Here is a 19,403-nt window from a genome sequence, read left to right on the forward strand (position 1 = left end):
TTATATCAGAGGATCGTAATAAGTGTTTATTAATATATAAAATATAAAAATAAATTAAGAGGTGGATAAAATGAGTATATTAAAAGGGATAAATTTAGTTAAGATATATGGACAGGAACCAAATATAGTAAAGGCATTAGATCATGTAAATATTGAGATAAATGAGGGGGAGTTTGTTGCTATAATTGGAACATCAGGAAGTGGAAAATCTACACTGTTAAATATGTTAGGCGGCTTAGATAGGTTAACTGAAGGAAACGTAATTATAAATAATAAAAAATTAAGTGAAATGAACGATGAAGAAGTAACTATTTTTAGAAGAAGAAATATAGGTTTTATTTTTCAAAATTATAACTTAGTGCCTATACTAAATGTTTATGAAAACATAGTTCTTCCTATAGAATTAGATGGCGTAAAAATAGATACAGAGTACGTTGATTCAATAATAAGTACTTTAGGATTAAGTGATAAATTGACAAATATGCCTAATAACTTATCAGGGGGGCAACAGCAACGTGTGGCAATAGCAAGAGCACTAGCTACTAAACCAGCTATAATTTTAGCAGATGAGCCTACTGGAAATCTTGATAGTAAAACAGGAATGGATGTAATAGGTCTTCTTAAAATGACTAGTCAAAAATTCAATCAAACAATGGTAATGATAACTCACAACGAAGAGATATCACAATTAGCTGATAGAGTTATAAGAATTGAAGATGGTAAGGTGGCTAGAGGTGATAAATAATGAAAATAGAAAACAATAATAAAAATATAATAAAGAGAATTACAAAATCATCTCTTAAATCTAATAAGACTAAAAATATTTTCGTAGTAGTAGCAATTATTTTAACTACTTTTATGATATCTTCTGTATTTACTTTAGGAATGAGTTTTGCAAAAAACTACGCAACAATGAATTTAAGAGATCAAGGAACAACAGCAAGTACTTTTTTACCAAATCCAACAAATGAACAGATAAAAGAAATTATAGGTTTAGATGTATCTAAAAATATTGGCAAGGAAATAAATGCAGGTATTGTAAGTTCAAAAGAATTAAGTAAAATTAAAACTACTATATCACTTAAATACTTAGATAAAACAAACTGGAAAAAACAACTGAGTCCCTGTATAAGCCATATAGAAGGAGATTATCCTACTAAAGAAAATGAAATTATGATATCTAAAATATCATTAAAGTTTTTAGACAAAGAAAATGCTAAAATAGGAGATAAAATAAAAATTCCTTGTGATATAAGTGGAAAAATAAGTGAAAAGGAATTTGTAATAAGTGGATATTTCACTTCTTATGCTTATATTCAAGATAGTGGAGAAATATTTGTATCAGAAAGTTTTATAAAAGATAACAATTTGTCTTTAGAAAAAAATGGGCAACTTTTAATTACTTTGGAAAAAAATAAAAAAAATCAGGCACCAGAACTTTTAAAAAAAGAAGTATCTTTAAAGAAAAATCAAAAATTTGAATATAACTATGATGTGGAGCAAGACTCAGAAAGTATAATGATGGCATCTGTAAGTATTATAGCTATTATAGGTGGATTTATAGTCCTTAGTGGATATTTACTTATTTACAACATTTTATATATAGCAGTTACTAAAAATATTCAGTTCTATGGATTACTTAAAACTATAGGAACATCGCCAAAACAAATTAAAAAAATAGTAAGAGGTCAAGGTCTTAGATTAGCAGCCATAGGTATACCAATAGGAGTAATTTTATCAGTAATAGTTTCTTATTTAATTGTGCCATCGGCTATTGAAGGAATGAGTAGTGGAACTTATTATGCTCCTATGATGCCAAGTGAGATATATTTCACTCCACTAGTTTTTGTGGGAACCATATTATTTGCACTAATTACAATATTAATAAGTTGCAAAAAACCTGCTAAAATTGCTAGTAGTATTTCACCAATAGAAGCTATGAAATTTAGCGGTAAAAAATCAAAAAAAGAAAAGAAAAATAGAAACTCTACTAATGGTGGAAAACTTTATAAAATGGCTTGGTACAATGTTTTTAGAGATAAAAAACGCGCAATACTAGTTTTTTTATCTTTATTTATGGGGATTATGACATATTTAAGTGTAAATACTTTTATGAATAGTGTTAGTTTAGAAAATTATGCCAATAGATATTTACCTAATGATTTTGAAATACAAAATTATTATGATGACAATTCAACTTTAGATAATAAAGTTATAGAGGAAATAAAAACTATAAAAGGTGTTAATTCTGTAGAAATTTTAGCATCTTCATCTATACAAATGGACATGAATAAAAAAGTGCTTATGCCTGCTTTAGAAAGAGGATATAGCATGCATGGGGGAGACATAGACGAATTAGACAAGTATTTAAAAGATATAGAAAAAGATCCTAGTAAATTAGCACCAATGGTAGTTGGGTTAGAGGATAAAACAATAGAAAGGTATAACGATGCAATTAATAAAAAAATAGATATAGAAGATTTCAAAAAAGGAGATTTAGCTCTAATTGATGGATTTTATTACAATGATGAAGAAAAACTAGATTTCTCAAAAGAAAAAATAACTTTTAGAAATACTAAAGAACATAAATCCAAGGAAATAAATATAGAGCTAATGCCAGATGAAAATGCAATTTTATCCATAGGTTCAAGTCAAACTGGTATGCCAGTAATATATGTTAGTTCTTCTACTTTAAATAAATTGACTAAAAATACTAGAAATCATTTAGTATATGTTGACGTGGCAGATAACTATGACAGTGAAGTAAAAAGTAAATTAAAAACATTAGCCAGTAAAAATCGTTTCCATCTTACATCTAAAACAGATACTATGAATGATTTTAAGAAAAGTTCTATGATGATGAATTTGGTAGGTGGTGGAATTGCCATAATTTTAATAATTATAGGTCTATTAAACTTCATTAATGTTATGGTTACTAATGTAAATGTAAGATTAAAAGAACTTGCCATAATGGAAAGTATAGGCATGACTAAAAAACAAATTATAAAGATGTTAACTTTAGAAGGTGCATATTATGCCGGAATAACTACTTTAACCACATGTACCTTAGGCATGGGAGTAGTGTATTTTATTGCACAAATTACAAAACAAATTGCTGATTATGCAGAATTTGTTTTTCCTACTGTGCCTTTGGTTTCCCTGATTACATTAATATTTGCAGTTTGCTTAATAATTCCAAGTGTAGTCTACAAATACAGTAGCAAAGCAAGTGTAACAGAAAGATTAAGAGAAATAGAGAATTAGAAAATAAGAAATAAGCAATAGTGGTAGGTATGAAAAATCTACCACTATTGCTATAATTAGATAGGACATTTGATTAAAGGGGTGATTATTATAGCTACAATTTTAATAATAGAAGATGATAGGGTACTAAATAAGGGAGTTGCCTTTGCATTAAAAAAAGAAGATTACAAAATTATAAGCGCATACAATATGGAAGAAGGGAAAAATGCTATTTTACAAAATGAAATAGACTTCTTGCTTTTAGATATTAATCTACCTGATGGAAGTGGACTAGATTTGTGTAGTAATATAAACGGTAAGATAGATTTTCCTATAGTATTTTTTACAGCCAATGATACAGAAGAAGATATGATTAAAGGGTTTGAGTGTGGATGTGATGATTATATTTCAAAGCCTTTTTCTATGGATGTATTAAAATTAAAAATAAGTGCTATTTTAAAAAGAAACAGTGCTAAAAATAAAGATATATTTAAATATAAAAATTTAAAAATTGATTTTACTAGTAGAAAAGTTTATAAAAATGATGAAGAAATTTACTTAACTGTTACAGAGTACAAATTACTGGAAGTGTTAAGCAGAAATAAAGGTAGAGCTATGACTAAGGAGATTTTATTGGATAAACTTTGGGATAATAATGGAAACTATGTGGATGAAAACACTTTATCTGTAAACATAAGAAGACTTCGTAAGAAAATAGAAGACGGTGGGAAAAATCCTGAATATATAGTTACCTTATTTGGAATTGGATATATCATGGGAGAATAATTTATGGATAAAAAATTTGATAGAAAAAATACTGCATTTAAGATATGTCTTATAATTATTTGTTTAATTTTTAATATGTTAATTGGTTTTTTAAGCAAAAGTTTTAAAATTACTTTAATTGTTTTAGTATTTAATTTAATTATAATTTTCATGTTTTTTATTTATGAAAGAATGTTTCAAAATTATATGAAAGATATACTAATAAAACTATCAGATATGTTAGCTACCATATCTGATATGAGGGAAACCGAAGTATTTTCTATGATAGATGATTCTCTATTTTCAAAACTACAACATCAGACTTTAAGATTAACTAATATTTTAAAAACTCAAAATAACAAAATAGAAAATGATAAAAATGAAATAAAATCATTAATCTCTGATATAGCTCATCAGTTAAAAACACCTTTAACCAATATGAAAATGTACAGTGAATTTTTACAAGATGAAGATTTAACAGAAGAAGAGCGACAAGAGTTTAATGAAATTATTATTTTATCCTTAGACAAACTTTGTTTTTTAGTGGAAAGTATGATAAAAATGTCTAGACTGGAAAGTTCAGTAATTAGTATAAATCAAAAATATGAAGATTTAAATGATACAATTTTAATGGCTATTACACAACTTTATAAAAAAGCTGAAATAAAAAATATAGCTATTGATTTTAGACAAAAAGATAAAGTTAACTTATATCACGATAAAAAATGGACATGTGAAGCTATTTTTAACATAATTGAAAATGCAATAAAATACTCTAAAGAAAATAGCAAAATAACTATAACAATACAAAAATATGAGATGTTTACACGAATTGATATTGAAGATAATGGTATTGGCATAAAAGAAGAAGAAATTCCAAAGATATTCTCTAGATTTTATAGAGGCCAGAATGTACAAGACAAAGAAGGAATAGGAATAGGTCTTTATTTAAGTAGACAAATAATTACAAAACAAGATGGATATATAAAAGTGAAATCACAAGATACAGGTAGTACCTTTTCCGTATTTATGTTAAATGATATAAAGAATAAAATATAATAAATAAAAATCAGATTAGAAGTAAGAAAATATTATAATCTGATTTTTTTATGTCAGAAAATTGTCAGAAGTGTTTATTATTATATAACTATAGCATGATGAATAGATAGATGAAAAAGGGTGGCAAAAATGAAGTTTAAAAATAATAATAAAAATATAGTAAAAAAGATAACAAAATCATCATTAAAGTTTAACAGAGGAAGAAATATATTTGTAGTCCTTGCTATAGTGCTTACTACATTTATGACGTGTTCAATATTTACTATAGGAGTTAGTCTTGTAAATAATTATAATACTATGAATATTAGAATAAGAGGAACAACATCAGATGCAATGTTGTCAAATCCTAAAAAAGAGCAAATTGAAGCTATAAAGAATTTGGGTATAACCACATCAATTGGTGAGGAAATTTTAGTAGGAAATGTTATTAATAAAGAACTAGAAAAGGACAATCATGAGATATTTTTAAAATATTATGATAAAGAAAACTGGGAAAAACAAATTACACCTACAATAAGTAATGTAGAGGGAAATTATCCAACAAGTGAAAATGAAGTTATGGTATCTACGAAAGCATTAGAGTTTTTAGGAAAAGAAGATGCGAAAATAGGAGAAAAAATTAAGTTTGAATATATAGATGCAAAAGGAAATAAAAATAAGAAAGAGTTTGTATTAAGTGGTAAATATAAGACTTATTCAGTTACTGAAAAAATAGGATACTTAGCGCTATCAAAGGATTATATAAAAAATAATAATTTAAGTGTAGGCCATGAGGGCTCAATTACTATTTGTTTTAAATCTGGTGAAAAATATAATGCACAAGAGATTTTAAAGTCCAAAATTAAATTAGATGATATGCAAGAATTTGACTATTATAATGATGTTGATGAAGATGGAAAAGAAGTAAAGATAAAATCCGTTATTGTGATGGGAGTCATAGGATTATTTATAGTATTTAGTGGATACTTGCTAATATACAATATAATGTACATATCCGTTAGTAAAGATATACATTTTTATGGATTAATAAAGACTATAGGCGCATCTCCAAAACAAATTAAGAAAATTGTAAATGGACAGGCGTTTAGACTAGCTATTATAGGTATTCCAATAGGACTGTTTTTAGGTGCAACGGTATCATTTGGAGTTGTACCTATGATTCTTGAAAGTTTTTCTGTTAATGTTAATGCTAATGCAATGCCAGGTGATATATCATTTAATCCCGTAATATTTATATCAGCAACCATATTTTCAATACTAACAGTAAGTATAAGTTGTAGAAAACCAGCAAAAATAGCAAGTTTTATATCGCCAACAGAAGCTCTTAAATATTCAATAGGAAATAAAGAAAAGAAAAATAAGAACAATAGTTATAGAAAAAGTACTAATGGTGGAAAGATTTATAAGATGGCATATCACAACGTATTTAGAGACAAAAAACGTGCAATTTTAGTATTTTTATCTCTTTTTATGGGAATCATGACATATTTAAGTATTTATACTTTTACTAGTAGTTTAAGTGTGGATAATTATATTGATACATATATAAGCAATGATTTTAGAGTACAAAATATTCAAGCTATAGACGAAAAAATGAACGATGATTTTATAAAAAAAGTAGAAAATATTAAAGGTGTGGAGTCAGTTAGTAAATTTAAATTTTCTAATTTACAAAGTGATACAAATGAAATACCGCGTTTATTAAGCAAATTTGTATATGATAAAGATGATATACAAGAAATAATGGATTTTCAAGAGAAAATGAAAATGGAAACACCTATGTATTATAGGTCTTTTATAATTGGAGTGGATGATTTAGCAATAGAAAAATTCAGTGAAATGAGTAATGCTAAATTTAATTTAGATGATTTTAAGTCAGGAAAAGTTGCTTTAATAGATACAATATGTTATTCAAAAGAAGAGAAAAATAATCTAGATAATAAAATTACTTTAAAAGGTAAGCATAGTAACTCTCTGACTTTTGAAATAGTAAAATTTGAAAATGATTCTAATTTATTACCAGATATAGGATTGCCTGTTATTTATATTAGCTCATCTCAGATAGAAAAGTTAGATAATAAATCCGTTAATAGTATGTTGTATATAGACGTAGATAAGAAATGCGAATATGAAATATATTCTAGGCTCAATGAAATGATAGACTCTGAGTATTTATTTGTAGAGTCAAGATCACAACTAGTTAAGGAGTTCAGCAGCAATGTAACAATCATGAATATTATATCTACTAGTATGTCTGCAATATTGATTTTAATAGGTGTGTTAAATTTTATCAATGTTACGGTTACAAGTATCAACACGAGGCGAAAAGAATTGGCCATAATGGAAAGTATAGGAATGACAAAGAAACAAATTAAGAATATGTTAGTGTTTGAAGGAGGATATTATGCAGCAATAACTACTTTTCTTATATCAACTTTTGGTATGGTAATTATATTTGAAATAGCAAAATCAACTAAGAAAATTGCTAGTTATGCAAAATTTGCATTTCCTAAATTACCTTTTATATGTTTACTAGTTTTTATATTCATAATATGTTTAATTACTCCATTGGTAGTTTATAAATATTCCAGTCTAAAAAGTGTTACAGAAAGGCTTAGAGAAATTGAAAAATAAAATAAAAAATATATACAAAATAGATGAATCCTAAAGTTATCTTAGGATTCATCTGATTTTTTTAATTTACGATATTTTATAAAAGTTGGTATATTTACAGCAAAAACTATTATGGCTATTAAAATTAACAACAATGCAAAAGTTTTATCTGTAGACCCTACAGGAGAATATAAAATATTTAGTATTGAAAAAGAAATTAAAAATATAAATGCAGAAATCCTAAATAATAATATTCTTCTAAAATAATCAATCTTAGACTCTAAATTAGAAAACATACTGAATTTACCTAACATTCTTTTTCGTCTAAAAAATACCCAATTTCTATAGTGGCATACATATTCAACACTCCACTCATCTTCCAAATAATTGAGAAAGTCCTCTTGATTAGGAGAAGAAGAAAGATTTTCAAATAATTCAAGAAAGTAGTGATACTCACCAGGATTACATTTTTCAAATTTATATTTGCAAAAGCTACAACTTTTTAAAGCGTATCCCTTTGAACACATTATATTTATCCATTCTTCTTTTTTTTCATATTTACCAAGTGTAAAAAATTTATAAATAATCATAAAAAATCCTCCAATTAAAGTTTAAGAATAGCTAAATATATTATATTTATATGATTTTTTTCATTTTATACTCTAATTATAGAGCCATATTTAGGATATGTTAAGCATAAATGATTTAATTTCCAAATTAAATTAAAATAAAGACTTTTTACATATAATGATTTAAAATTGTAGTATAGATAAAGAGTACAAAATTAATAAATGAAGTGAGGTATTGTAATGATTTGTAAAGAATGTGGTGCGATGATTAAACATGATGAGGAATACTGCAGGAAATGTGGCGCTTTAGTAATTAATTTTAAAAAAAATGAAAACAAGAGTTTGAAAAATATATGTATAGAAAATAATGTAAGAGGAAAATGGCAAAGCTTTATAACTAAAATTAATAATAAAGATACAAGAGATCATAAAGTTAAAGAAATTAATAAACACAATTTAGACATAAATAACTTAGGTAGTTTAGTTAACAAATATAGTGAATCAGTAAAAAATATATTATCTGAAGATTATAATGAAAAAGATAATAAGCTAAAAAATAAGTAATTAAAATTGAGAATGATTTAATTTATAAAAATAGAGAATAATAAACTAAAAGTATTGATTATATAATCAATACTTTTTTAGTTTAAGAAGAACTAGATATTGCAATTTACTTAGGACAAATTGTTTTGGAAAAAATTAATAAAATTTAAATTTATATTAAATGAATTTATTATTAATATTAGTATATTTCAATAATAAAAATCATATTTAATAAGAAAACAATTAGAGATACTAAACTTTTAAATAATTAATATGAACAATTATAAAGATTGAAATAATATAAACAAGTTACCTACAGGCTTTTAAAGTTTTCTATAGAAAATAAAAAAATAAAAAAACTATTGAAAAATAGCTCGGAATTTTATATAATAGCTATTGTTGTTTAGAAATTATAAACTTAATGTTTACATATAATAACATGAAAAGTAAAAATTGAGTTTAATATACTAAACTAAAAATTTACTAATAATAAAAACAAAAGTCGACATAAAATAATAAAAATAAATTTTATATGATAAAAGGGAGGTGTTGCTATGGATATAGGTGGAAAAATTAAACGTATGAGAATAGAAAAGCAACTGACCCAGGAAGAATTGGCAAACAGATGCGAACTATCGAAGGGATTTATATCTCAGCTTGAGAACAATTTAACTTCACCCTCTATTGCAACCTTAATAGATATATTAGATATCTTGGGAACAAATTTAAGAGAGTTTTTCAATGAAATAAGTGATGAAAAAATCACCTTTACAAAGGATGATATGTTTGAAACAGAAGACGAGGATTTAAAATATACATTGAAATGGTTAGTTCCAAATTCACAAAAAAATGATATGGAACCTATAATAATAACTTTACAACCAGGTGGACAATATAAAGAAGATAAGCCGCATGAAGGAGAAGAATTTGGATATGTTCTAGCAGGATCAATTTTCCTTCATTTAGGAGATAAGAAAAATAAAGTAAGAAAGGGCGAAAGTTTTTACTTTAAACCTAGAGCTAATCACTATATATCAAACTCAGGTAAAAAAGAAGCAAAAGTTGTTTGGGTAAGTACGCCACCAATGTTTTAAGCAAAGATATATCGTTGACGCTATAAGTGAAGCGAATTTTAAGTAATGTAGTTGTCTGAAGCGGATAGCGAAGACATCTCATTGACGCTATAAGTGAAGCGAATTTTTAGAATAAAAGAGGTGTTTATATTTGAAACAAGAGAACATAATTGAATTAAAGAATATTTCAAAAACATATGAAGAAAATGAGGTGCTAAAAGACCTTAATTTAGATATAAGAAAAAATGAATTTTTAACTTTACTAGGACCAAGTGGATGTGGGAAAACAACTACTTTAAAAATAATAGCTGGTTTTGAATTTGCTGATGATGGAAGTGTTTTATTTCAAGGCAAAGATGTAAATGAAATACCTCCATATGAAAGACCAGTAAATACAGTTTTTCAAAAATATGCTTTATTTCCTCATATGAATGTATATGAAAATATAGCTTTTGGATTAAAAATAAAAAAAATGGATCAAAAGGCTATAAATGAAAAAGTTAAGAAAATGCTTAAACTTGTGGCACTACCAGGATTTGAAGGTAGAAGTATTGATTCATTAAGTGGTGGGCAACAACAAAGGGTTGCTATAGCTAGAGCTTTAGTAAACGAGCCAAAAGTACTTTTACTAGACGAGCCTTTAGGAGCATTAGACTTAAAACTAAGACAAGAAATGCAAAGAGAACTTAAAAATATACAACAGCAATTAGGAATAACATTTATATTTGTTACTCATGACCAAGAGGAAGCATTATCAATGTCAGATACTATTGTTGTTATGAATAAAGGTAAAATACAACAAATGGGAACACCACAAGATATATACAATGAGCCTGAGAATGCTTTTGTTGCTAGATTTATAGGTGAAAGTAATATAATAGATGGTGTAATGCATGAAGACTTTTTAGTAGAGTTTTGTGGAAAAATCTTTGATTGTGTGGATAAAGGATTTAAAAAAAATGAAGAAATTCAGGTAGTAATTAGACCAGAAGATATAAAAATGGTTAAACCAGAAGATGGTATGTTAAAAGGAGAAGTTACTTCTTGCGTATTTAAAGGAGTTCATTATGAAATGACAGTTAAATCTAGTGGATTAACTTGGTTACTTCATAATACTAAATCAGCAGAAGTTGGAAATGAGTTAGGCTTAGATATTTATCCAGAAGACATACATATCATGAGAAAAACAGGGGATGATGAGTCAAATGAAGAATAAAAACAAATTAGGCTTAAAAATATCTTCTCCATATATAATCTGGAGTGGATTATTCATTGTAATTCCTTTATTCTTAATTGTATTCTTTGCATTTACAAAAAGTACTAATGAAGGGTACACTTTCACTTTAAAATATTTTGAAGAATTAATGCAACCTATGTATTTTAGGATATTCTTTAGATCAATTAAACTAGCAGTATTATCAACAATACTATGTTTATTAATAGGATATCCAACTGCTTATATAATATCTAAAACAAAAGCAAGCAGACAAAATACATTGCTTATGCTTGCTATAATTCCTATGTGGATGAACTTCTTACTTAGAACTTATGCATGGTCAGCAATTCTAGGAAGAAACGGAATATTAAACACAATAATTACAGGGTTAGGATTTAGTCCTGTTAATATACTTTATACAGATACAGCGGTAATGCTAGGTATGGTTTACAACTTCTTACCGTTTATGATACTGCCAATATATACAATCTTATCAAAGATGGATCAAGATTTAATAAATGCAGCTAAAGACTTAGGAGCAAATAGCAGACAAGTGTTTACAAAAGTAATATTACCACTTAGTATGCCTGGAGTTGCATCAGGAATAACAATGGTATTTATGCCAGCAGTATCTACCTTCGTAATTTCAAAATTACTAGGTGGTGGACAATTCATGTTAATTGGTAACTTAATAGAACAACAATTTATGTCAGTTGGTGACTGGCACTTTGGTTCAGCAATATCAATCTTCATGATGATAGTCATTTTAATTTCAATGGCAATACTTAATAAATTTAGTGACGAATCAGATAAGGAAGGCGGTGGATTACTATTATAAAGAAATTCACATCAAATATATATTTAACTCTTGTGTATATATTCTTATATGCACCAATAATATCACTGGCAGTGTTTTCATTTAATGATTCAAAATCCATGGCAAAATGGAATGGATTTTCACTTAGATGGTATCAAGAGTTATTACAAAATGAAAGAATATTAGATGCACTTTATTACACAATTTTTATTGCCTTAGTAGCATCAGTAATAGCAACTATAGTAGGAACAATTACTGCTATAGGAATTCATAAAATGAGAAAAGGAAAAGTAAGAGGATTACTTCTAAATATAAACTATTTACCCGTATTAAACCCTGATATAGTAACAGGGGTGGCATTAATGTCACTATTTGTCTTTGTAAGATTAGAATTTGGTTTTACTACAATGTTATTGGCACATATAGTATTCGATATACCTTATGTAATTTTATCAGTACTTCCAAAATTAAAACAATTACCAGCTAACATAGAAGATGCAGCAATGGACTTGGGAGCTACTCCCTGGTATGCTCTTAGAAAAGTTATTCTTCCTCAAATAAAGCCAGGTATAATATCAGGTATGCTTATAGCATTTACTATGTCTATAGACGACTTTGTAATAAGTTTCTTTACAACAGGAAATGGTGTAACAAACTTGGCAATAGAAGTTTACTCAATGACAAGAAGAGGATTAACTCCTGAAATAAATGCCTTATCAACATTAATGTTTGTTGCTGTTTTAATATTATTACTTTTATCAAATATAACAGCAAACAAAAAGGCAGCACAAAGATCATAATTAAAGGGAGGACATAAAATGAAACTTAAAAAAATAATTTCAATAGCATTAACAGTAGTCATGTCGTCCACTTTATTAGTAGGTTGTGGTCAATCTAAAAAATCTGCTGAAGTTTTAAACATATATAATGTGGGTGATTATATTGATCCAGATTTAATAGCAAAGTTTCAAGAAGAAACGGGAATTACTGTTGTATATGAAACTTATGACACTAATGAAGCTATGTATCAAAAACTTAAAAGTGGAAGTACTAAATATGATTTAATATTCCCATCAGATTATATGGTGGAGAAATTAATTGACGAAGATTTAGTATCAACAATAGATTATTCAAAAATACCTAATTATAAATATATAATGAAGGACTTTAGAAATCCTGACTATGACCCAGGAAACAAATTCTCGGTTCCTTATTTATGGGGTACTTTTGGAATATTATATAACAAAACTATGGTAGATGAAAAAGACGTGCAAAGTTGGGATGTACTTTGGAATCCTAAATATAAAGGTGAAATTCAAATGTTAGACTCAGTTAGAGATACAATGGGAATATCTTTAATAAGACTAGGACACTCAATTAATACGCACAAAACATCAGAAATAGAAGCAGCTAAGAAGGAGTTAATAAAACAGCTACCTCTTGTGCAAGCTTATGTAAATGATGATGGAAAAGATAGACTTATAGTTGGAGACGCTGCTATGGGTATAGTATATAATGGAGATGCTTTAGTTTTAATGGATGAAAATCCTGACTTAGCTTATTCCGTTCCTAAGGAAGGTACTAATAGATGGGTTGATGCTATGTGTGTTCCTAAAATAGCAGAAAATAAGGATTATGCAGAAAAATTTATAAACTTTATATTAGATCCAGAAAATGCTCTTAAAAATGTAGAGTATATAGAGTATTCAACACCAAACCAAGGAGCTTATGATCTGTTGGATGACGAAACTAAAAATGATCCAGCTGCTTATCCGGATGAAAAAATATTAGATAAGTCAGAAGTATTCTTAAATTTACCACCAGATGTACAAAAAAAATACGAAGATGCTTGGACAGAAATAAAATCGCAATAATTTGTGCTTAAATAGCTAACACTTACAAGATATAAAGTCTTATAAGTGTTAGCTATTTTTATTTTAAGCAACGGATATATACGAAGTGAAACGAGGATATATCGTTGGCGATATATGAAAATCATATTTTAAGCAATGGATATATACGAAGTGAATTTTAGTTTGATTTATTAATAGCTGATACAATATTTTCATAAAAGGTTTCTTGCTTATTTCCAGCTATATGAAGACCATCACGTGTAAATTTCAAATACCCATCTTTAGTTATTAAATTGTTAGTTGCATTTATATAATAAACATTATCATAATTGTCGCAATACTTTTCAGTCTCTTTATTGTGATTTTTTATAGCTTTGTTAAAGGATTTTGGGTTTGCATTTGAAAATTTTTTCCCCACAGGAAAAACTTCTTGAACATAGATAGTTTTATTTTTATACTTTTCTACTAAGGATGAAATAAGTTTTTCTTTATTTGAAACATTATTGGAATAAGTAGCTCCATTAACTCCAATTAGCAAAACTACACCTTTAACATCCTCATCATTAGGCAAATCGTTAAAGTTGTCTATCCAATAATCAGGTTGAACACCTTCAACAGCTTTTATAATAGCATTTTCATTATGTTTTTTAATAGTATCTTTAAGTAATACTGTATAAGAGTCACCTAAAAATAAATAACCATCTAAATCAATTTTTTCTGGAGCTTTTTTAGGTTGTTCAGATATTACATATTCCATATCGTCAATATCATTACTATTAGACAAAACCGTCCAATTTGTTTTAGAAATGCTGACACAATTACTTATCTTAGGAAAGATAATTATACTTAAAATTAATACAGCTATTATTACAGATGAAGAAATTATAAATACTCTTTTTTTCTTTTTTTGTTGAAGTTTATTTTTATTTAATCTACTCAACTTTATCTACCCCCTTTTGCTTTACTTTACTAATATATTAATTATAATATAATTTATAAGTATTAAACTAAAAAAAGAAGTTTTTAACAGTACGTTATAATAAAAAATGCTTATGGTGAGGAGGTAAGTACTATGCTAATAGAATTAAATAAGGAAATAATGCAAAGTCTTACAAAGACAGAGAGTGAAATTATAAAATTTATAAACGATAATGAAGAAAGAATGTCAGAGTTATCCATTGTAGATATTGCTTTTGATACTTATTCATCACCTGCAACTGTTTCTAGAGCAATTAGAAAATGTGGAGTAAATGGATTTAATGAACTTAGATATAGAATTACATCTAAAAATAATGATGATGAAATTCACAATATGGGAGAAATTATCAACAAATCTTTTGTGGAAGCTAGACAAGTTGTAGATAGAATATCTGTTACAAATGTACTAAATATTATAAATTGCTTAGCAAATGCTAAGAGAATTTATGTATTGGCAAGAGGCCTTACTGAGTATGTGGGACAAGAGTTTACTTTGAAACTTCAACTATTAGGATGTAATGCTATTTTTATAGATGATCCTAATATTATGCAAATAAAAACAAAAAGTCTAAGCTCTGACGAAGTAGTTTTTATATTTTCATTAAATGGAGAAACTAGTGAACTTATAGAGTCTGCCAAAAATACAAACTTATGTGGAGCAAAAGTGATAACATGTTGTTGTAGTGAAAACTCTCCACTTTTAGAGCACTCACATTACAACTTAATAGGATTTAAGCATAATCACGTTTCTATTAAAAAGTTTGAAGTATCTTCTAGAGTTTCATTGTTTATGATGTCTAGAATTATAATTGATTACATGGCTGCAAATATAGAATTAGAAAAATAATGAAAAGAGGATGAAAAAGATTTTCATATTATGAAAAGATTTTCATTCTCTTTTTTTTTATAATGAATTTATAAGATAAAGGGAGGAAAGATGAATGATTTATACTTTAACTACAAATCCTGCCATAGACATGAATATATGTACTAATTCAATAGAAAGAAAAATCGTAAATAGAACCCATGATGCTGTGTACTCTGCAAATGGAAAGGGATTAAATGTAAGTTTTGTACTTAAACATTTTGGAGTAGATTCGAAGGTACTTGGATTCTTTGGTGGATTCTCAGGGAAATATATAATTGAAGAAACTAGAAAGAAAAATATAGAGATATTTCCAGTAGAAGTAGAAGATACAACAAGAATAAATATTTTTCTTAATGATGGTGAAGGAGAGTTTAAATTTGTTAACTCAGGTTCTTTTGTTGAAAAGCAAAAGCAAGAAGAGATGTTGCAGATGATGAAAAGTTTTGAGGATCTTGAGTATTTATCCATAAGTGGAAGTCTTCCGCCAGGAATAGACCCTTCATATTATGAAGAAATACTAAGGATTTGTGAAAAGAAGAATATAAAGGTAATTTTAGACATTAGTTCACCAAAACTAAAATGTCTATTAAAATATAAACCATTTTTAATTAAACCAAATGATGAAGAAATAGCAGATATTTTTGGAATTATTGTTAGAGATGAAGAAGATATAAAAGACGTTCTGAAATATTTAAATGAACAAGGAGCACAGAATATTTTCTTAACTCTAGGTGAAAAAGGGTCTTATTTTTATAATGGAAAAAATATATACTATGCAAGTGCTCACGAGGTAAAACTTTTAAGTTCAGCTTGTGCAGGAGATTCAGCATTGGCAGGGTTTTTAAGTATTTGGCTTGATGATATTGATAATGAAGAAAATATTAAACAAGCGTTAAAAAGAGCATCAGCAACAGGTGCCAACGTGGCAGAGAGTAATGCTATTGGTGATTTAAAAAAGGTTGAAGAATACATGAATGAAATTAAAATCAGGAGGGTGGAATAATCTATGAGTAAAAAGATATTAGCAGTTACAGGTTGCCCAACAGGAATTGCACATACTTTTATGGCTGAAAAAGCCTTAAAGTTAGCAGCACTGGAGTTAGGCTGTGAAATAAAAGTAGAAACAAATGGAGCAATAGGTGTTGAAAATGCTTTAACAGCAAGAGAAATACAAGAAGCAGATGCAATAATAGTGGCTTGTGATAAAAATGTTGATATGGACAGATTTAATGGAAAGCCAGTAATAGAAGTATCTGTAAGTGAAGGAATAAACAAAGCAGAAGAATTAATACAAAAATGTTTAGAAAATAAAGCTCCTATAAGAAAAGGGAATGTGAGAAGAAGCAATGAAGCTGAGGAAAAGGTTTCTATTGGACATCAAATTTATAAACATTTAATGAATGGTGTATCTCACATGCTTCCACTAGTTGTAGCTGGTGGTGTACTAATAGCAATATCATTCTTATGGGGAATATACTCAGCAGAACCAACTAATGAACAATATAATACAGTAGCTGCAACAATAAAATCTATTGGTGGATTCTCAATGGGTCTTATGGTTCCAGTTCTTACAGCTTTCATAGCTCAGTCAATATCAGGAAGACCAGGGATGCTTGCAGGTTTTGTTGCAGGTATGATGGCAAATGATAATGGTTCTGGATTTATTGGAGGTATAATCGGTGGTTTCTTTGCAGGTTATTTCACATTATTAATAGTTAATAGTTTAAGAAAACTTCCAAGACAACTAGAAGGTTTAAAATCAATATTTATAGTTCCAATAATAACAGTATTTGCTTCAGGATTATTGATGATAGCTTTAGGTGGACCTTGTGCATCTCTTAATGAAAGTATGATGAAATTCTTGGCAGGAATGCAAGAATCAAGCCCAATAGCTTTAGGATTAGTAATAGGATGTATGTCAGCATTTGACATGGGTGGTCCAGTAAACAAAGCGGCTTATGTTACAGGTACTATGTTATTAGCTCAAGGAAACTACTTGTTTATGGCGGGAGTATCTGCTGCTTGTATAACTCCTCCATTAATAATAGCTCTTGCAGCAACATTCAAAAAAGACAGATTTACAAATGATGATCGTACAGCTGGTTTATTAAACTACGTGCTTGGATTTACTCATATAACAGAAGGTGCGATACCATTTGCTGCTAAAAATCCATTAAAAGTTATACCGGTATTAATGATAGGTTCATCAGTATCAGCAATATTAACTTATATGATGAAAATAGAAGTTCCAGCTCCTCATGGAGGATTCTTAATACTAGGATTAGTAAACAAACCAATGATGTGGGTAGCTTGTATATTAGTAGGTTCTGCAGTAGGTGCTTTACTTTATGTATTAGTTACACCAAAAGTAGAAGTTAAGGAAGATCATAAAATAAAAGAAGCTGTAACTAATCAAGGAATAGATAGAGTTGTAACATCTTTATATAATGAAAATACAGTGGCTTTAGAATTAAAAGGTAATACAAAAGAAGAAGTTTTAAGAGAAATGACTGACTTATTATATAAAGATGGTGTTTTAACAAATAAAGAAGAATTCTTAGGTGAAATAAAGAAAAGAGAAGAAAGTGGATCAACTGGATTTGGAAATGGTGTGGCAATACCTCATGCTAAAACTAAATCAGTAGTAAAACCAAGAGTTGCAGTAGGTATATCTAAAAAAGGTTTTGAATTTGATTCAGCAGACGGAAAACCAGTACACTTAATATTTATGATAGCAGCAGGAAAAGGAGATAATGACTTACATTTAAGAACTTTATCTTCATTAGCGCAAAACTTAATGGAAAAAGAATATGTAGATCAAATATTAGCAAGTAAAGACGCAAAAGAAATAGTTGGTTTATTGGCATAAAGGAGAGAAAAAAATGGCTTTAGTTACTACAAAAAAAATGTTATTAGATGCTCAAAAAAATGGATATGCAGTAGGAGCATTTAATGTAGAAAATATGGAAATGGTAATGGCAGTTGTAAGTGCAGCTGAAGAGACAAAATCTCCAGTTATAATGCAAACAACTCCATCAACAGTAAAATATGCTGACTTTGATTACTTTTATGCAAATGTAAAAGTAGCAGCTCAGAAAGCAAATGTTCCAGTGGCAATACATTTAGACCATGGAAATAGTTTTGAATTGGCAATGAAAGCATATAGAAATGGATATACATCAATAATGATAGATGGCTCACATGGTAGCTTTGAAGAAAATATAGCATTAACAAAATCAGTAGTAGATGTTTGTAAATTTGGAAAAGTTCCAGTAGAAGCTGAACTTGGAAAAGTTGGTGGAAAAGAAGACGACTTGGACGGTGGAGATGGGGGATATACGGACCCCTCACAAGCAAAAGAGTTTATTGAAAGGACTGGAGCAGATTCTCTAGCAATTTCAATAGGAACAGCTCATGGTGTATATAAGGGAGAACCTAAGTTAGATTTAAATAGATTATCACAAATAAGAGAAGTAGTAGATATTCCTCTAGTACTTCATGGAACATCTGGAGTGCCTGATGAGATAGTCACAGAATGTGTAAATAGAGGGATTTGCAAAGTAAACTATGCAACAGATTTAAGAATAGCTTTTACTAAGGGAGTAAAAAAAGTATTAGATGAAAATCCTGATACAATAGATCCTAAAAAATACAACTCTCAAGGTAGAGAAGAAGTAAAAGAATATGTTAAGTCGAAAATGGTTGTTGTAAAAAGTGCAGGACAAGCTAATTAATAATACCTAAATTCATATAAAGGCTGATGCAAATAAGAATATTACTTCTTATTTACACCAGTCTTTTTTATT

The 19,403-nt window shown here is 28.0% G+C and carries 17 protein-coding genes; 15 read left to right on the forward strand and 2 right to left on the reverse strand.

Translation table 11 applies throughout. From position 1 onward, the window contains the following. Positions 1-70 precede the first annotated feature (70 nt). The 5 genes from TEGL_RS04425 (at position 71) to TEGL_RS04445 (ending at position 7,701) form a co-directional block, all read left to right on the forward strand. Positions 71-745, forward strand: coding sequence for an ABC transporter ATP-binding protein (locus TEGL_RS04425; protein ID WP_018592887.1), 675 nt, complete (start codon positions 71-73; stop codon positions 743-745). After that, positions 745-3,264 carry an ABC transporter permease gene (locus TEGL_RS04430; RefSeq protein ID WP_018592888.1) on the forward strand — a complete coding sequence of 840 codons (2,520 nt, stop codon included), beginning with the start codon at positions 745-747 and terminating at the stop codon, positions 3,262-3,264. The genes TEGL_RS04425 and TEGL_RS04430 overlap by 1 nt, the downstream gene beginning before the upstream one ends. Positions 3,265-3,345: 81 nt before the next feature. Further along, the gene (locus TEGL_RS04435; protein ID WP_018592889.1) at positions 3,346-4,029 is read left to right on the forward strand and encodes a response regulator transcription factor; all 684 of its coding nucleotides are present in this window, start codon (positions 3,346-3,348) and stop codon (positions 4,027-4,029) included. A gap of 3 nt (positions 4,030-4,032) precedes the next feature. Further along, positions 4,033-5,067 (forward strand): sensor histidine kinase, encoded by a 1,035-nt coding sequence (locus TEGL_RS04440; RefSeq protein WP_018592890.1) that lies wholly within the window; start codon positions 4,033-4,035, stop codon positions 5,065-5,067. 129 nt (positions 5,068-5,196) lie between these two features. After that, the gene (locus TEGL_RS04445; RefSeq protein WP_018592891.1) at positions 5,197-7,701 is read left to right on the forward strand and encodes an ABC transporter permease; all 2,505 of its coding nucleotides are present in this window, start codon (positions 5,197-5,199) and stop codon (positions 7,699-7,701) included. Between the two features lie 41 nt (positions 7,702-7,742). On the opposite strand, the gene TEGL_RS04450 is transcribed toward TEGL_RS04445, so the two are convergent. Continuing rightward, positions 7,743-8,270 (reverse strand): DUF2812 domain-containing protein, encoded by a 528-nt coding sequence (locus tag TEGL_RS04450; protein ID WP_018592892.1) that lies wholly within the window; start codon positions 8,268-8,270, stop codon positions 7,743-7,745. A 219-nt stretch (positions 8,271-8,489) separates the two neighbouring features. Here TEGL_RS04450 and TEGL_RS04455 point away from each other — a divergent pair, with 219 nt between their 5' ends. The 6 genes from TEGL_RS04455 to TEGL_RS04480 all read left to right on the forward strand — a co-directional run bounded on the left by TEGL_RS04455 (position 8,490) and on the right by TEGL_RS04480 (position 13,772). Beyond that, a complete protein-coding gene (locus TEGL_RS04455) occupies positions 8,490-8,813 on the forward strand; it encodes a hypothetical protein (protein ID WP_018592893.1) in 324 nt (107 codons plus the stop codon). A gap of 533 nt (positions 8,814-9,346) precedes the next feature. After that, positions 9,347-9,886: a helix-turn-helix domain-containing protein gene (locus tag TEGL_RS04460; RefSeq protein ID WP_018592894.1), complete on the forward strand. Its 540-nt coding sequence runs from the start codon at positions 9,347-9,349 to the stop codon at positions 9,884-9,886. A gap of 130 nt (positions 9,887-10,016) precedes the next feature. Further along, on the forward strand, positions 10,017-11,081 hold the full coding sequence (gene potA, locus TEGL_RS04465; RefSeq protein ID WP_018592895.1) for a spermidine/putrescine ABC transporter ATP-binding protein: 1,065 nt from the start codon (positions 10,017-10,019) through the stop codon (positions 11,079-11,081). Next, positions 11,071-11,919, forward strand: coding sequence for an ABC transporter permease (locus TEGL_RS04470; protein WP_018592896.1), 849 nt, complete (start codon positions 11,071-11,073; stop codon positions 11,917-11,919). Before potA ends, TEGL_RS04470 begins: the two co-directional genes overlap by 11 nt. Before the next feature lie 98 nt (positions 11,920-12,017). Beyond that, a complete protein-coding gene (locus TEGL_RS04475) occupies positions 12,018-12,698 on the forward strand; it encodes an ABC transporter permease (protein WP_018592897.1) in 681 nt (226 codons plus the stop codon). Positions 12,699-12,716: 18 nt separating this feature from the next. Continuing rightward, the gene (locus TEGL_RS04480; protein WP_018592898.1) at positions 12,717-13,772 is read left to right on the forward strand and encodes an ABC transporter substrate-binding protein; all 1,056 of its coding nucleotides are present in this window, start codon (positions 12,717-12,719) and stop codon (positions 13,770-13,772) included. A gap of 157 nt (positions 13,773-13,929) precedes the next feature. Here the strand turns inward: TEGL_RS04480 and TEGL_RS04485 are convergent, their stop codons facing one another. After that, a complete protein-coding gene (locus TEGL_RS04485; RefSeq protein WP_018592899.1) occupies positions 13,930-14,691 on the reverse strand; it encodes a hypothetical protein in 762 nt (253 codons plus the stop codon). A gap of 132 nt (positions 14,692-14,823) precedes the next feature. Between TEGL_RS04485 and TEGL_RS04490 the strand changes: the two genes are divergently transcribed. From TEGL_RS04490 to fba, 4 genes are all read left to right on the forward strand, one after another. After that, on the forward strand, positions 14,824-15,576 hold the full coding sequence (locus TEGL_RS04490) for a MurR/RpiR family transcriptional regulator (RefSeq protein ID WP_018592900.1): 753 nt from the start codon (positions 14,824-14,826) through the stop codon (positions 15,574-15,576). A gap of 94 nt (positions 15,577-15,670) precedes the next feature. Further along, positions 15,671-16,600 (forward strand): 1-phosphofructokinase family hexose kinase, encoded by a 930-nt coding sequence (locus TEGL_RS04495; RefSeq protein WP_018592901.1) that lies wholly within the window; start codon positions 15,671-15,673, stop codon positions 16,598-16,600. A 3-nt stretch (positions 16,601-16,603) separates the two neighbouring features. Beyond that, positions 16,604-18,466: a fructose-specific PTS transporter subunit EIIC gene (locus tag TEGL_RS04500; protein WP_018592902.1), complete on the forward strand. Its 1,863-nt coding sequence runs from the start codon at positions 16,604-16,606 to the stop codon at positions 18,464-18,466. A 13-nt stretch (positions 18,467-18,479) separates the two neighbouring features. Beyond that, positions 18,480-19,331 carry a class II fructose-1,6-bisphosphate aldolase gene (fba, locus tag TEGL_RS04505; RefSeq protein ID WP_018592903.1) on the forward strand — a complete coding sequence of 284 codons (852 nt, stop codon included), beginning with the start codon at positions 18,480-18,482 and terminating at the stop codon, positions 19,329-19,331. The last annotated feature ends 72 nt before the right edge of the window (positions 19,332-19,403 follow it).

The sequence above is a fragment of the Terrisporobacter glycolicus ATCC 14880 = DSM 1288 genome, from assembly GCF_036812735.1.
GTDB classification, from domain to species: Bacteria; Bacillota; Clostridia; order Peptostreptococcales; family Peptostreptococcaceae; genus Terrisporobacter; species Terrisporobacter glycolicus.

Excerpts from the sequence above, each read along its gene's own strand:
- TEGL_RS04460 (WP_018592894.1), top strand. The coding sequence starts at position 9,347 with ATGGATATAGGTGGAAAAATTAAACGTATGAGAATAGAAAAGCAACTG.
- fba (WP_018592903.1), top strand. The coding sequence starts at position 18,480 with ATGGCTTTAGTTACTACAAAAAAAATGTTATTAGATGCTCAAAAAAAT.
- TEGL_RS04495 (WP_018592901.1), top strand. The coding sequence starts at position 15,671 with ATGATTTATACTTTAACTACAAATCCTGCCATAGACATGAATATATGT.
- TEGL_RS04475 (WP_018592897.1), top strand. The coding sequence starts at position 12,018 with ATGGCAAAATGGAATGGATTTTCACTTAGATGGTATCAAGAGTTATTA.
- TEGL_RS04470 (WP_018592896.1), top strand. The coding sequence starts at position 11,071 with ATGAAGAATAAAAACAAATTAGGCTTAAAAATATCTTCTCCATATATA.
- TEGL_RS04480 (WP_018592898.1), top strand. The coding sequence starts at position 12,717 with ATGAAACTTAAAAAAATAATTTCAATAGCATTAACAGTAGTCATGTCG.
- TEGL_RS04440 (WP_018592890.1), top strand. The coding sequence starts at position 4,033 with ATGGATAAAAAATTTGATAGAAAAAATACTGCATTTAAGATATGTCTT.
- TEGL_RS04450 (WP_018592892.1), bottom strand. The coding sequence starts at position 8,270 with ATGATTATTTATAAATTTTTTACACTTGGTAAATATGAAAAAAAAGAA.
- TEGL_RS04445 (WP_018592891.1), top strand. The coding sequence starts at position 5,197 with ATGAAGTTTAAAAATAATAATAAAAATATAGTAAAAAAGATAACAAAA.
- TEGL_RS04430 (WP_018592888.1), top strand. The coding sequence starts at position 745 with ATGAAAATAGAAAACAATAATAAAAATATAATAAAGAGAATTACAAAA.
- TEGL_RS04490 (WP_018592900.1), top strand. The coding sequence starts at position 14,824 with ATGCTAATAGAATTAAATAAGGAAATAATGCAAAGTCTTACAAAGACA.
- TEGL_RS04500 (WP_018592902.1), top strand. The coding sequence starts at position 16,604 with ATGAGTAAAAAGATATTAGCAGTTACAGGTTGCCCAACAGGAATTGCA.
- TEGL_RS04425 (WP_018592887.1), top strand. The coding sequence starts at position 71 with ATGAGTATATTAAAAGGGATAAATTTAGTTAAGATATATGGACAGGAA.
- TEGL_RS04455 (WP_018592893.1), top strand. The coding sequence starts at position 8,490 with ATGATTTGTAAAGAATGTGGTGCGATGATTAAACATGATGAGGAATAC.